Raw genomic sequence first — 14,917 nt, 5'->3', positions numbered from 1 at the left:
TTACAGACAGACACTCTACAGGAATGATTGCTGCTCAGAAAGCCGGTAGGACGCTGTCAACTGACATGACCATTCTATAGACTGCGGTTTCAATAACCGGGCTAAATCAGCGATCTTTCCTGCTTATATCGGTTATTAGCTGCTTATGCCTGTCATATCCAGAAAGAAACTCGTTTATTCGATCCGTAAGCGGCTCCAATCGTACCTGACCCAGTATGACCGGGAACTGATCCTGCCCGTTCAGTATGAAGATCTGTTACGGTATTCCAGCGCCATTGTCCTGTACGACAAACGCGAACGGGATACGCTCTGGGAGACGGTTTTCTTTACGGGAGCCGAAACGGAGGAGATGCAGCTCTCGCTGAAGGCCATTTACGCGCAGCTCAAGGCCGACGGCGATTTATCGATTACTAAGCACCTGACTATTGATCGGGTTGATCTGTGTACGTACGGCAATACAAAGCCGTTTCGCATTCGTATCCGCAACCTCGTCAACGATAATTTCGACTACTTCTACATCAAACGGGCCGATGCCTCACGGGTGTATGGGCTTGAATTAGAGCACATTCTTTCGCCAAACCGTATCAATTATATCACCAGTGGGCAGACGCTGGTGGAAGAGCATATTGCCGGAATTCCGGGCGACATGTTTTTTGAAAACCAACTCTATGACCCGACACTCAACCCGATTCGTCTGTGCAAAGAGTTCATCAAATTCAATGAACGATGTTTTGTCCGGCTATTGGGCGACATGCACTCCAGCAATTTTGTGGTGGATATCACGCCTGATTTCGATGAGGTTTATTACCGTATTCGTGCCATTGATTTTGATCAGCAGTCGTATGAGGGGCGTAAATCGGTTTACATGCCGCAGTATTATAAACAGAACCAGCCGATTATTGAGCTGGGCCTGCGGTATATGACACCCGAAAGTGTGCGGCAGTACCAGATTGAAGAACGGGCACTGATTGCCAGCCGCATACGGGCCGAAACCGTTCGGATTCATGAACTGATGGAAGCCATGCGTCAGGATGAAATTGCACCGGAGGCTAATGTACATCGCCTTCGGGAAGAACTGGCTCAGCATTATCGTCAGGACGATTTTCTGCAATGTCAACGCATGGGCGATCTGGTATGGCGTAGTTTAGCGACCATTCTGGCGCATTAAACCGTATTGATTTGATGACCAAAACCTGCTTTGTTGTCAACCCATTTATGATGCGTAAGAAGCTGTATGTACATCAACTACGTCATTTTGTAGCTGTGGTAGCTGTGGTGTCAGGTTCTTAAACCTGACACGGATGGGTTTCTCAAAACCTACCATAAAACGCTACGTATTCATAGAGCTTCCAAACAAAATGGTTCTACACGGAAATAGTTACATACAGATAGTCTGTAAAGTCTGAGCGTTTGGTACGGCAGCCCGGTGGTGTCAGGTTTGAGAACCTGACACCACCGGGCTGCCGTACCAAACGAGCCACCGCGTTTGAATCTTTTATAATTAGTACCAATCAAGCAGAATATGGGCGATTTAATTTTGGTTGCTGGCGCTTCGGGCGCTTTAGGTGGTCGTATCTGTAAGGCGTTACGTGACAGGGGCGCTGAGGTTCGGGCACTGGTACGTTCCAGCACGGATGATAAGAAAATAGAGAAGCTTGAGCAGCAGGGTGTACCGATTTTTCAGATCGATGCGACGAATGTTGCTGAATTGACGAAGGCGTGCGTGGGCGTATCCTGTGTTGTATCGGCCTTGCAGGGCTTACGTGATGTCATCGTTGACATGCAGTCGTTGCTACTCGATGCAGCACTAGCGGCTGGGGTTCCCCGCTTTATTCCATCGGATTTTGCGAGTGATTTTACAAAGCTTCCGGCGGGCCTGAACCGTAACTTCGATTTGCGCCGGGAGTTTATGGATCACATCAACAAAACGCCCATAAACGCGACCTCGATTCTTAATGGTGCGTTTGCCAACCTGCTGAACTACAACATGCCGCTGCTGGATTTCGAGAAGAAACGCGTTGGCTATTGGGGAAGCGATGATTGGCGCATCGACTTTACCACCATGGACGACGTAGCAACATTTACGGCCGCTGCCGCTCTCGACCACTCCACTCCAAGGTTATTACGTATCGCCAGTTTTCAGGTAAATCCTAATGAGTTAGCTGCAGCAGCCAAACAGGTAACCGGCAATACGTTTGAGGTCGTTCGCCTGGGTAGTCTGGATGAACTAGCCGCCTATAATCAACGCGAACGGGCTGCGCATCCCGAGGGCGAACAGGAGGTCTATCCTACCTGGCAGCGAAGTCAGTATATCCACAGTATGTTAAGCGTCCAGAATGATCCGCTCGACAATAACCGCTATCCGGATATAAAATGGACAACGATTCAGGACGTACTGGCCAATCATCGCTAACGGAATGAGCTTGAGAATTAACTTCCCGAACGCTTCAAACGTTCGGGAAGGTGCCGGAGTCTTATGCCCAGTAGTCGAATTTCTTTTTGGTAAAAATGGCTTTCGGGATCATCGCATGAACGCCCAGGGTCTGATCGACAACCTGACTGACTTCAAAATCGACGGCGGTGCTGGCAATGGACAACGCTTCGTTGAACGTAAAGCCCAGCTCGTCCTTGATGAATGCACACGCTTCGGAAAGGGCGTTTTTCATGGCTTTGTTCAGGTCTTTATCCAGGCCAACAGCAATGAAATGGGTTGGGGTTTCGGCGCGGGGTTGTTTCAGGGTTTTGCCTTTGTGAACAATGAACTTCACGGTCAGATTGATGGCTGTTTCAATGGCCACTCCACTAACTTCACCGTTGCCCTGCGCACCATGACCATCGCCGGTAGTAAACAGTCCACCCGCCACGGAAACAGGTAAATACAACGTAGTCCCTTTTGTCAGGTGCTTGATATCCAGATTGCCGCCGTAAAAATTGGGTGGAATTGAACTCTGGTGCCCCATATCGGCCGGGGGCGATAGCGCCATAACCCCCATAAATGGCTTGAGTGGAATGTCGATGCCTTCTTTGAGGGAAGCCGTTTTTCGCTTCATGTCGTACCGATACACAAATGTTTCCCGGGTTTTTACTTCATCGGGAATTCCCCCGCCACCCGGCCATACGCTGTTGACGCCAAATGGAGCCGGAAATGTCATGTCGAGAATTCGGATTTCAAGACTGTCGCCGGGAGCGGCTCCTTCGATAAAGACAGGCCCGGTGAGCATGTGGCCCCGAATTCCGGAAGGTTCAGGTTTTACGTTTTTCAAAATCGCAATCACTTCCTGCGCGTGCTGATCGAGCGGCAAGTTGTTTTTGTTGTAAAACTCTTCGGGATTGGGCCGGCTGACACCTGATGGATTGACCGTCTGAATTTCCACAACAGCTCCGTCTTTTACGTTGGCAACCGGCGGTACGTCGGCCCCGTAATAGCCCCAGACCATGTTTTCGGGTAACGACCGAACTACGTAATCCGGTTTAAAGGCCACAGTTGGTTTGGTCGCCAGTTCCTGGAGTGTATTGGCTGACAAACCACTTGTCGAAAGTATAGCCAGCCCACTGCGGGTAGAACGGCGCAAAAAGATACGTCGGGAAGATTTCATCAGGTTGTATGAGTTGTGTATTGAGGAGAATAAACGTACTAAGATAAACGATTACGGCTCGGTTCGTAGATCGGGCAGGTTTATTACATCGATAGTTTGCCGGTATCGAAACAACGCGGCTGTGCGCTCCGTTACGTTTCAGAACAATCTGATCTTTCCGTGTCGGCTTCCCCTCCAGCGACAGGCACATCGTCGCCCAATAAATGGATTATTCTTGGCACTGTTGTGTTCGGTACGTTCATGTCGACCCTCGACAGCAGCATTGTGAACATTGCGCTGCCAACCATCCGACGCGATCTGAATGCTGGAGACAGTGTTGAGTGGATTGTGCTTTGTTACCTCCTGACCACCACCAGTACGTTGCTCATCATGGGTAAACTATCCGATTGGGTTGGTCGGCGACAACTGTATATCACCGGTTTTTGTGTTTTTGTGCTGGGTTCGCTGCTTTGCGGGCTGGCCTGGAGTCTGTGGTCGCTGGTAGCCTTTCGAATTGTTCAGGGGTTAGGTGCGTCCATGCTTTTCGCCATCGGGCCCGCCATCATCAGCGATGCGTTTTCCCCAAAAGAGCGCGGACAAGCCCTGGGATTAATGGGCTCTGTGGTGGCCGCCGGGTCGAGTGCCGGTCCGGTCATTGGTGGGTTGTTGCTGGGGAAATTCGGCTGGTCGAGCATCTTTTTTGTCAACGTACCCATTGGGCTGATTGCCATCTGGCGCGCCTGGACCATTCTGCCGGACAGTCCCAAAGTGACTGGGCAGCGGTTTGATCTGGTGGGTGCGGGACTTTTTTTGCTGGGTGTTACGGCTCTACTGACGGGGCTGGATTTTGGGCCGGTACCCAACTATGGCTGGAATGACTCGCTCGTTATTGGTCTGCTTTCCGTTGGCGCTGTGCTGATCGCGCTTTTTCTGATCTGGGAAATGCGGGTTCGCGAACCCATGCTTCAGTTAAGTTTATTCCGGGTCTGGCCGTTTACGTCGGCTATCCTAGCGGCTTTCTGTGGATTCGTTGCGTCGGGCGGAAATATCTTCGTCATCCCGTTTTTTCTACAGCAATTGTTGGGGCTCAATCCCGAACGGGCCGGGTTGGTGCTGCTGGCCGGTCCGCTGACCCTTAGCCTGGTTGCTCCGCTTGGCGGTTATCTGTCCAGTCGGGTGAGTACGCGATGGTTATCAAGCCTGGGTTTGCTAATTACAGCCTGTGGTTATTTTGCCTTTTCCTTTCTCGACAGCAGCTGGGACTGGAAGGATGTGGTCTGGCGAAGTTCGCTGGTTAGTATGGGTTTTGGCTTGTTTCAGTCGCCCAACAGCAGCAGTGCTTTAAATTCGGCGCCATTAGCCCAGCGCGGTATAGCCAGCAGTATGATTGCGTTTATGCGTAACCTGGGGTTTGTTGTTGGTATAGCGCTGGCCGCTGCCGTATGGTACAGTACCCGGAATCGCTACGCTTTGGCTCATAACGTAACGCCCGAAGCAACAGCCGCCCAGTTACTGGGTATGCACTACGCGTATCTGATTATGACTAGTTTAATCCTGCTGGGGGCACTTATTTCCTTTACACGGGGCAAAGCCACACCCGCTTTATCGCCAGCTGTCGCTGTTCCGGTAGGGCCGCTGGCTAGTCCACCCGCAGCTTAAGGCTGTTACATCCTGGTCTTTTCACCCCCACCCCCTGAAAGGGGAGCAATCCGGTCTCAGCGGGTACCCCCTTCAGGGGGCGGGGGTGGTTCAACCGTTGCTGATCGAAGTCAGCGAACCACCGGGACGATTACCGTTTAGGGCCGATTGAATCGTAGATGACCACTTTTTCCCACAACTGTGAATAATTGTTTCGAAAGTCATCATGAATAGGGTGTTTCTGGTAGCTCTCTTCATCGGCCGCACTATCGAAAAAGCATAGCCATGAATACGTGTAGTTTCGCTCAATAACCGAGCGGTTCGTGGCGGCTGGCGTACCGATGTGCACCATTTTGATCGTGGGGCATTTAGCCAGCTTGTTTAAGCCTTCCAGCAGTTTGGCCTTGTCGGCTTCGCTACCGGCGTTTTTCAGATAAAATAAAACATGATGGACAAACAGTTCGCTGGCGGCTGACGTTACGTTCGGTAACCCGGCACCTAACCCGGCTGCTACGCTATTTTTAACAAAACTTCTCCGTGATTGCTCGTTCATGAGATGTAGGTTTATGCGTGATGGAGGCTTCGCAAAGCAAAAATGACAAACGATTCGCCGTTTGACAAATCGGGGAGCAAATCCAGAGCCCCTAAACCTCAGCGGATGGGCTACAATTTGTTTTATTGTTAAGCGTTGAATTTTCTGTTTATCAAACGTGTACGGCTGGTGGAGTTACCTTGTCTGCAAACGTTTATTGACTTATATAGTTATTAGAATACGTCTGTTCGAATCCGATTTGCCCGATTCACCAGGCAGCTTGATCTATGAAACGTACTATAATCCTACTCCTTATAGGGTTTATTGGCCCGTTAGTGTGCCCTGCTCAGGTAAACCCGAATCTTATCCAGGCTGGTCTGGATGCGATCACAGCCGCTACGTTGACCGATGCTCAGGTAGCGGCATATACACGCCAGGCAGTACAACAAATGGACGCTAAAAATCCGGTTGCCAGCTCCAGCGACCCTTATGCACAGCGCCTGAGTCGTATTGTTAGCCGTCATCACACAGTTGGTGGGTTGCCTATCAATTATAAAGTCTACAAAGTAGCTGACGTAAATGCGTTTGCCACCGCCGATGGTAGCGTACGCGTTTTTAAAGGACTAATGGACGTAATGACCGACAATGAACTGCTGGCTGTAATGGGGCATGAAATTGGGCACGTGATTGAACACCACTCCCGCGACGCCATGAAAAGCGCCCTTCGTCGATCGGCCGTACGTAACGCTGCGGCTTCGCAGTCGGGGGCGCTGGGCAAGCTGTCCCGTTCCCAACTAGGCGATTTGGCTGACTACCTGGCGGGAGCGTCGTTCAGCCGGAAGCAGGAGACCGAAGCTGACGATTACAGCTATAGTTTTCTGAAACGTAACGGCTACAACGTACTGGCATTGGCGACTTCGTTTGAGAAGTTGGCGAAGCTAAGCGGAGGAGGGAAGGGAGGCCAGGTCACGCAAATTCTGTCAACGCATCCCGACAGCAAAGCTCGTGCGCAGCGCGTTCGTGACCGTGCCCGGAAAGACGGTCTGGCCAGGTAACAGAAACCGCCTGGATGACACTACGTTCTTAACCAACCGTATTGTAAAAATTGGACGGAGTAGACGCCTAATTATGTATTTTTAGCCTGTAAAATTGACCGGCATTTTTTACAGTGCGTATCTACTCTCTATTGATCCTATTGCTTCCCTGCCTCCCGGGATTCGCACAGGCACAACGCGCTGACAGAACAAGTATAGCCCAAAATCAACCCGTCATTAACCAGTTTGATCATCTGTCGGTTAAAGATGGTCTTTCCAACAATTCGGTCAACTGCATCCTTCAGGATCGGGAAGGGTTTATGTGGTTCGGTACCAACGATGGGCTTAATAAATACGACGGTTATACCTTCACTACGCTCAAATCATCCGTAAACGAGTCTGCCCATAGTTTCCAGAATAACCAGATTATGGGTTTCTGTGAGGATCACAAAAATCGACTGTGGGTAGCTACCAGGGGCGGGTTGCACGAGGTTGACAAACAGACTGGCCGGGTTACGGCTCATCTCATCAGAGCTGACAATACTGACCGCTGGAATGCTCAACATGCTGTTTATGAAGACCACCAGCACGTAATCTGGGTTAGTTCGTTAGGCGGGCTGGTACGGTATGAGCCTGTAATTCACAGGTTTACCCTATTTCCAATGCCCCAACCTCAAGCGATCATAAAAGCCGTATTCGAAGACGATCAGGGCCGTCTCTGGGTGGGAACGCATCAGGGGCTCTATCTGTTTGATCGCGCAACCGGTCGGTATGCCTTACTGCCCGTTCCTGTGGGCGCGGGCGCGGCTCAGCCTACGTTTATTGCCTTTTATCAGGATAAGCAGCAAGTACTCTGGATGGCTACGGCATCAGCCGGGTACGGCTTGTTTAAGCTGGATCTGCATCATCGGCCCTGGCATCTGGAATCCTATAATCCGGATGGACAGATCAATCCGTTTACGTTTCTGAGTTCAATTCATAAGGATGGGGAGGGAATTATCTGGCTGGCCACAACGACGGGATTGCAACGTATCGACCCGATCAAAAATCAGGTTTTTTCCTATCATCCAGACCCAAACATCCCGAATGGAATCAGTAGCAATACCGCCCAGGCCGTTTATCATGACCGGGCCGGGACGCTCTGGGTAGGGACTGATAATGGCATCGATCGACAGGCTGTTAATACAAAGCCGTTTAGGACGTATCAGGTACGGCCCAACCGAGGTATAGCTAATTTAACTGAGAATAAAGTCGTGGCTTTACTACCAGATACAGACGGTAATTTCTGGACTAGTACTGGGTATAACGTATACAGGCCGGTGAACAATCATCCACAGCTGATACCAACTGAAATGCTGGGAGCCCGTGGGCAGTTCAATAGCTATACGCAGGCCTTTTTGGCCGATGGTAGTAAAGGGGTCTGGATAGGGACAGAACTGGGCTTAAACCATTTTGATAAAGCCACGGGTCACTACAGGGCGTATCCGGCTGAGGTACCTGCTGAATACATCCGTCGTACGCCTTCGGGTGAAATCTGGATTGGAGGCCACGTAGTGCCCCGTTCGGGAATTGCGGCTTTTAATCCGCAAACTCATCGTTACCGCTATTACAAATACAACCCTACCGATCCTGATGGATTCCCTGACCAGCGAGTGACTGGATTGCTGACCAGCCAAACGGGCGATGTATGGATATCCTTTCACAAATGGGGCATTAGTCGCCTGAATCCACGCACTGGTCAGTTTACGCACTATCCAGTTGGGCCGAAAAGCCGATTGGCCAGTAATGACATACTAACGATGTATGAAGATCAGTCCGGTAGTATTTGGGTAGGCACTGAGCAGGGAGGCCTGAATCGCTTCGATGCACGTACCGGATTATTCTCGGCCGTTACAACCCGTCAGGGGCTACCCAGCAACAATGTTGTTGGCATTACGAGCGATAATAGCGGGCGACTCTGGTTAAGCACCGATAAAGGACTTTGCCGATTTGATCCGCGTACAAATGATATCCGGACGTATCAAACCTCCAATGGATTATCCAGTAATGATTTCCTGCGGAACGCCGTTTTTCGCCAAAAAGATAGACTCTACTTCGGAAGTTTAAATGGCGTTGTTTATTTCAACCCAGATAGTATTCGCGATGATACGCAACCGTTTTCCGTTTATGTTACTGAACTGAAGGTTAAAGATCAGCACCGACCGATCACCGGCAATGTCATTACGCTGAACCACGACGAAAATTTTCTGTCATTCAGTTTTGCCGCACTGACCTATACGCAATCTGAGCAGAATCAGTACGCCTATCAGCTCACGGGTGTCGATAAGGACTGGGTTCAGAACGGGAATCGACATTTTGCCAATTATACCAATCTGTCGCCTGGCGACTACGTTTTCCGGGTAAAAGCCGCGAATAGTGATGGTATCTGGAATAAGAAAGAAGCTGCTGTTCATTTAATTATTCAACCGCCGTGGTGGGCAACCTGGTGGGCCTATGGCCTGTATGCCGTGCTGGCGGGGGGCGCCATCTGGGGGCTGATTCGGGTTTATACCAACCGGATCAGGCAGCAGCAGGAGTTAGAACTCAATCGGCGGGAAGCAGAACAGCTCAAAACGGTCGATGAGTTGAAAACCCGCTTTTTCTCCAACATCACCCACGAGTTTAGGACGCCACTATCACTGATTATATCGCCCGTTGAAAAACTTTTGCAGGATAATCGCTTTGATGCGCCAACCCGTCAGACACTGACATTGGTGCAACGTAATGCGAACCAACTGCTTAGGCTTATCAATCAACTGCTTGACCTCTCCAAGCTGGAGGCAAAACGCATGGAGACGTCGCTGGGGCGGGGCGAGGTGACGGACTTCGTTGGGTACATGGTTGAATCGTTCCGGCAAGCGGCTGAACAGAAGGGGGTGACCCTGCTTTACGATGCGGAACCCATGCCGCACGAACATTTATTCGACGCTGACAAGTGGGAGAAAATTCTGACCAACCTACTGTCGAATGCGTTGAAATTCACCAGTCAGGGTGGGAGCGTAGCCGTAACGCTCACCTCAATGGTAACCCCCAATGCCGCCGACAGCTCCAGGGTACGTATCACGATTACTGATTCGGGGATCGGGATTGCCCCTGAGCATCTTCCGCATATTTTCGATCGCTTTTACCAGGTCGACAACTCCCGTACCCGGGCTTATGAAGGAACCGGTATTGGGCTTGCTCTCGTAAAAGAACTGGTCGAACTGGTCAGGGGGCTCCATTCATGTGACCAGCCAGCCGAACATAGGTACTACGTTTACGCTGGTGTTACCTATTCAGCCGATATCGATTGATACGGAAGCACCCAAAATAATCCTGTCCGCTCGCGAACAGGCCGCTGTTGAGCGGCCTCCCGTTGCTGTTCCTGAGAAAATCAGCGAGCCATCCGTGCTAGAAGCTGACGCCCCGCTTTTGCTTATTGTAGAAGACAATACAGAACTGCGTGAATTTCTGGCCAGTGAGCTATCAGCTACCTATCGGATTCTGCGGGCCACGGATGGGTTGGCAGGCTGGCAGATAACCCAGATCGAACTGCCCGATATCGTTATTACGGACGTAATGATGCCGCGGATGGATGGCTACGAGTTGACACGGCTTATCAAAAATAATCCCGATACTGATCATATCGCTGTTGTGATGCTGACCGCCAAAGCTTCTCATCAAAGTCGGATTGAGGGGTTGCGGGAAGGCGCCGATGATTACCTGGCGAAACCGTTCCATCTGGATGAGCTGCATTTGCGGCTGCGTAATCTGATTCTGCATCAGCAACGGCTGCGCGATCAGTACCGGCAGCAACTTGCTCAGCCGGAGCTGCCCAGCCCAATCAACGTAGTGGAGGACGCCTTTCTGCATCGGGTATATAACCTGCTGGAAACGAACCTGAGCGATTCATCGCTTGATGTCAACTGGCTGGCCGACCAGGTTGCAATGAGCCGCAAAACACTCTATCGGAAAACCCACAGCCTTGTTCAACTGGCCCCGAATGAGCTGATACGTCAGTACCGGCTTCGAAAAGCCGCCGACCTGCTGCAGGCAGGTCATTCAGCCTCAGAAACTGCTCACCTGGTGGGCTTCAAGACGCCCTCGTATTTCACTACTGTTTTCAAAGAGTTCTACCACAAAACACCGTCAGAATTTGCGGCCGGCGGCTTGAATAAGGTGTAAGAAGCGACAAATAAGTATATAGGTGGTGTCAGTTGACGATAAGCGCACACTGTAAGATTGGGGACTATTGCTTTCAGTTCTGGGGCAATCTCGCTGGAACATGAATAATAATTCCCGTAACATTTTACCTTAGCCCTGTCCGTTTGACGGGTGTCTTTTCATGTACAACAACCACTTAATTCTTACACGTCATGGAACAAAATTTTACACAGTTAATGAAACGTGTTTGGCTAGCCCTGCTCAGTGCAGGGCTGTTCAGGTAGCCACACAGGCCAGGCGCAATCGATCCCTGACATTCAATGGACCAAATCGGGTAGAACGCTGACCGTGACCACAGATGGCGGTATCGTAACGACGGAGCATCTTTCACAGCAGAATAACCCAAACTTTCCCAGTGTAGATGGGGATCGGGTTATTAAATACGCAACGCCGGGAAACGTAGTTTGGCAAACAGGACTTCTGAAGGGTGGTTTTTACCTGGGAGGAAAAATCCCGGGCTATGATTATGAAGCGCTTGGGGCTATTCTTCCCGCCGGAACAACCGATGGCGGGGTGGGTATTGTGGGGAAAACATCCCTCAGAGGAGCCAATGTTGCCACTCGAATCGATGCGAATGGAAGTGTTAGAGTATGGCAGGAAAGCGATATCTTTTTTGGCTCGTCGACAGGAACGGCCATTTTAAACGATATAGTTGGTACGCCAGACGGTGGGTATCTGGTCATGTATCTAGATAGACAAACGAACAGCAGCCCATCCCAGACTATTATCCGGAAATACGATGCAGCCGGTAATTTTTCCTGGGCAAAACAGATAGCGTATCCAACCCCCAACCCCACCATGCCCGACAATAGCCTGACGGAGGGTAAGGCTGTCATAAACACGCCCGACTGGGGGTATTTGCTTGTTGGTTACTATAATAACTCAGGCGTTGTTTATGATCCGCTCACTTCGTTTGCTACCAATCAGACAGGCTGGGTAGCCAAACTCGATGGCTCAGGAAATGTTGCCTGGCAGAAATTGCTTACGTCTCTCCCCAAGGCCCAAACGTTTAATGGATTTGCGCCTGGCTCGGTTCAGACAATATTTGTCGCAACGGACGTAGTACTGGCGACAGATGGTAATGGGTATGCACTGGTGGGTCCTGGTATGCCGCCCAGCGTATTACCCTCACCACCGACATCAGTCGCCATACTTGAGCTGGACTGGAATGGTGATTTCAAGCGTGCCAGACTGCTGGATATAGATGCTACTCAGGCATTTATCACGCAATACGGTCCTCAATTCTACGCCGTTGGCAATACGTCTCTGGGAAATGGCGCTGATCCACGGGTGCTGAAAGTCAGTGCGGCAAAGCTAAATCTGAATGACCCGGATTTGTTTAAAGTGGTTGTGCAGCGAACCTTTGATCGCCCTTCGGATGGATACCTGAAAAAAATGGAGCGGGCTGGCGATGGTGGGCTGGTGTTAATTACGACAAATCAGGAACTGATTAAACTTAATGCCGATACACCGCTGCCATTTTCCATGCGTGCTCCATCGTATAATTGCCAGACGGGCGGCATCATTTTCAACATAATTGGGGGCGATGGATCGCCAGTTACGTATACGGCTCCCGGTATTACCCGCGCATCGGTAACAGACAATTTTGGTACCGTCGAGCCAGGCCTACGTAACGACCCTAAAGTGATAACAATCACGGCTACGCAGAGTGGCAATACCGTTACGTATAATTTCGATCTGAAAGCTGCCTGTAGTTCAAGCATCCCCAAACTGCCTGTATTCAATGGGCCTATTCCTGACCAGTTTCTGACGGTGGGTCAGTCTTTTCCGGGCAACGGTTATTTTTCGTTGGCACCCTATTTTACAGACCCCAATGTGTGCTTTCAGAACAATGAGTGTTTGCCGGGATATGTACCCAACTGGGCAGTTGAAGTGTCTGGTTTGCCGAGTGGTATGAATGTATTATCCAATAATCTACTCTACGCACCTTACCCTGAAGTGGTTATTGGCGGTACACCGAATTTAGCAGGCATATATACCGTAACGGTTAAGGTCAGCACAGGCGCCTATCGTGATTTTCCGATTATCACCAGCTTCAAAATCACTGTTTCGAACAATAATCCACCAAATCCTGATCCGCTGGCGCTGATTGCTCCGGGCTATGACTGTGCAACAGGTGCCTTCACATTCAGAACAACCGGTGGCAACGGAAGTCAGATCGAATATCAGGCAGCGGGCATTACGGGCTGGACCACCAACCCCAATCAGTTTGTCGATAAAGACAGCCGCACGGCTAATGATGTACAGCCCTTTACGCTGATGGCTCGCCAGAACGGTAACGTAGTGACCTATAGCTGGGACCTGAAAGCGACCTGTAGTAGTACACCAACGCTAAAGCCACTTATTGCCCTGCCGATTCCTGATCAAACCTACACCGTTGGACAGGATGTTTATTTCGTACTTGGGAGTTACTTCAATGATCCGAATATAAGCGATCCGAATTATGTTCCGAACTGGTCAATTAGCACATCAGCGCTTCCTGCATCCCTATCACTTTTCGTCAAATCGTCAGAGCTTGCGCATACACCCGCGGTAGTTATTGTCGGAACTGCGACTGCTCCTGGCGTCTATACTGTGAACGTATCGGCACACACTACAGCTGGTTCAGCCAGTTCGACGTTTAAGATTACCATTACGTCTACGAGCACTGCACTGGCACTGGTTGCGCCTGATTATGACTGTTCTACGGGAGCCATTACGTTCAAAACGACAGGGGGCGACGGTACGCTGATTGAATACCAGGCGCCGGGGATTACAGGCTGGACCACCAATCCCAACCAGTTTGTCGATAAAGAAAGCCGGACCGCCAATGATGTGCAGCCCTTTACGCTGATGGCTCGCCAGAGCGGCAACGTAGTGACCTACATCTGGGATCTGAGAGCCACCTGCGGTCGGGCTCGTGTAGGCGTAAATGAGCTTGGTACGGGCTTACAGATACGTGTATTGGGTAATCCGGTGGAAGGCAAATCGGCCGATGTGGAAATTAGTGGAGTGGCGGGTAAAGCCGTGCACCTCAAACTCGTTGACAGCCGGGGGTCCTTGGTGCACCAGCTCACTATTAATCAGGCTGAATCAATTGATCGGGTAAGCGTGCCGCTGGGCAATGCACAGGGTATGTTGCTGTTGCAGGTCGGTACGGCTACAGAGCAAAAGAAAATTAAGCTCCTCCGTCCATAAATATTTCTTCTATCTCACGCCATGAATGCAAAAACCAGGCTCTAACAGGTCTGGTTTTTGACTTTAACATGCATCTAACTGGTTTCCGAGGGGTTGGGTAAAAAAGTGACTACTATCTTGCACGCCTGATGAATCCTCCCGTAATATGCCTAATACTTATACACAACTGTATGTTCAAACTGTTTTTGCTGTTAAACATCGCCATAGCCTGATTCGTATAATCTGGAAAGAAGATTTATATCGGTACATGACAGGTATTGTGCAGAATCAGGGCCATAAACTGATTGCTATCAACGGAATGCCCAATCATGTGCACGTTTTCATTGGGATCAACCCCAGGCAGTCTATTTCTGAATTGATGCAATACCTGAAAATGGACTCCGCAAAATGGATAAATGAGGAAAAGCTAACCCAAGGAAAATTTGAGTGGCAAAGTGGTTATGGGGCATTTTCTTACGGCCACTCACAAATTGACAGCGTAGTCAGGTATATCCAAAACCAGGAAAACCATCATCGGGAGCGAACATTTTTAGAAGAATATGTGGCTTTCCTGCAAAAGTTTAAAGTACCCTATAATGAGCGATATATTTTCAGACCACTAGAGGGATAACGAAAAAGGCTGGTTTCCATTTATTACTTGCTCGTCGCGTAGCGACCCAAAGTTTGTAGCTTAAACAAACCATCCATACCGATAACCC

10 protein-coding genes are annotated in these 14,917 nt (G+C 50.1%); 8 read left to right on the top strand and 2 right to left on the bottom strand.

Annotated elements, in window-relative coordinates; genetic code table 11:
* Positions 1 to 145: 145 nt before the first annotated feature.
* Both LN737_RS25245 and LN737_RS25240 read left to right on the top strand, forming a co-directional pair.
* Entirely contained in the window at positions 146 to 1,168 is a 1,023-nt protein-coding gene (locus tag LN737_RS25245; protein ID WP_405513143.1) for a hypothetical protein, read from the top strand.
* A gap of 354 nt (positions 1,169 to 1,522) precedes the next feature.
* Positions 1,523 to 2,413, top strand: a complete 891-nt coding sequence (locus LN737_RS25240) for an NmrA family NAD(P)-binding protein (protein WP_405513141.1) — start codon at positions 1,523 to 1,525, stop codon at positions 2,411 to 2,413.
* Between the two features lie 61 nt (positions 2,414 to 2,474).
* Here LN737_RS25240 and LN737_RS25235 read toward each other — a convergent pair whose 3' ends face one another.
* Positions 2,475 to 3,596, bottom strand: a complete 1,122-nt coding sequence (locus LN737_RS25235; RefSeq protein ID WP_405513139.1) for an acetamidase/formamidase family protein — start codon at positions 3,594 to 3,596, stop codon at positions 2,475 to 2,477.
* A 159-nt stretch (positions 3,597 to 3,755) separates the two neighbouring features.
* Here LN737_RS25235 and LN737_RS25230 point away from each other — a divergent pair, with 159 nt between their 5' ends.
* Entirely contained in the window at positions 3,756 to 5,234 is a 1,479-nt protein-coding gene (locus LN737_RS25230; protein WP_405513137.1) for an MFS transporter, read from the top strand.
* A gap of 130 nt (positions 5,235 to 5,364) precedes the next feature.
* On the opposite strand, the gene LN737_RS25225 is transcribed toward LN737_RS25230, so the two are convergent.
* The gene (locus LN737_RS25225) at positions 5,365 to 5,766 is read right to left on the bottom strand and encodes a Dabb family protein (RefSeq protein ID WP_405513135.1); all 402 of its coding nucleotides are present in this window, start codon (positions 5,764 to 5,766) and stop codon (positions 5,365 to 5,367) included.
* Between the two features lie 266 nt (positions 5,767 to 6,032).
* On the opposite strand from LN737_RS25225, the gene LN737_RS25220 reads away from it, so the two are divergent.
* From LN737_RS25220 to tnpA, 5 genes are all read left to right on the top strand, one after another.
* Positions 6,033 to 6,800, top strand: a complete 768-nt coding sequence (locus LN737_RS25220; RefSeq protein ID WP_405513133.1) for a M48 family metallopeptidase — start codon at positions 6,033 to 6,035, stop codon at positions 6,798 to 6,800.
* 140 nt (positions 6,801 to 6,940) lie between these two features.
* A complete protein-coding gene (locus tag LN737_RS25215; protein ID WP_405513131.1) occupies positions 6,941 to 10,111 on the top strand; it encodes a two-component regulator propeller domain-containing protein in 3,171 nt (1,056 codons plus the stop codon).
* A complete protein-coding gene (locus LN737_RS25210; RefSeq protein WP_405513129.1) occupies positions 10,083 to 10,982 on the top strand; it encodes a response regulator in 900 nt (299 codons plus the stop codon). The genes LN737_RS25215 and LN737_RS25210 overlap by 29 nt, the downstream gene beginning before the upstream one ends.
* A 243-nt stretch (positions 10,983 to 11,225) precedes the next feature.
* A complete protein-coding gene (locus LN737_RS25205; protein WP_405513127.1) occupies positions 11,226 to 14,219 on the top strand; it encodes an Ig domain-containing protein in 2,994 nt (997 codons plus the stop codon).
* A 145-nt stretch (positions 14,220 to 14,364) separates the two neighbouring features.
* Positions 14,365 to 14,829, top strand: coding sequence for an IS200/IS605 family transposase (tnpA, locus tag LN737_RS25200; protein WP_405513125.1), 465 nt, complete (start codon positions 14,365 to 14,367; stop codon positions 14,827 to 14,829).
* The last annotated feature ends 88 nt before the right edge of the window (positions 14,830 to 14,917 follow it).

This window comes from Spirosoma sp. KNUC1025, from assembly GCF_045160025.1.
GTDB lineage: Bacteria > Bacteroidota > Bacteroidia > Cytophagales > Spirosomataceae > Spirosoma.
This window is presented reverse-complemented; position numbering and strand designations above follow the sequence as displayed.

What these genes read in the sequence shown, in the direction of transcription:
- LN737_RS25245 (WP_405513143.1), top strand. Translation starts at nt 146, where the DNA reads ATGCCTGTCATATCCAGAAAGAAACTCGTTTATTCGATCCGTAAGCGG.
- LN737_RS25240 (WP_405513141.1), top strand. Translation starts at nt 1,523, where the DNA reads ATGGGCGATTTAATTTTGGTTGCTGGCGCTTCGGGCGCTTTAGGTGGT.
- LN737_RS25235 (WP_405513139.1), bottom strand. Translation starts at nt 3,596, where the DNA reads ATGAAATCTTCCCGACGTATCTTTTTGCGCCGTTCTACCCGCAGTGGG.
- LN737_RS25225 (WP_405513135.1), bottom strand. Translation starts at nt 5,766, where the DNA reads ATGAACGAGCAATCACGGAGAAGTTTTGTTAAAAATAGCGTAGCAGCC.
- LN737_RS25220 (WP_405513133.1), top strand. Translation starts at nt 6,033, where the DNA reads ATGAAACGTACTATAATCCTACTCCTTATAGGGTTTATTGGCCCGTTA.
- tnpA (WP_405513125.1), top strand. Translation starts at nt 14,365, where the DNA reads ATGCCTAATACTTATACACAACTGTATGTTCAAACTGTTTTTGCTGTT.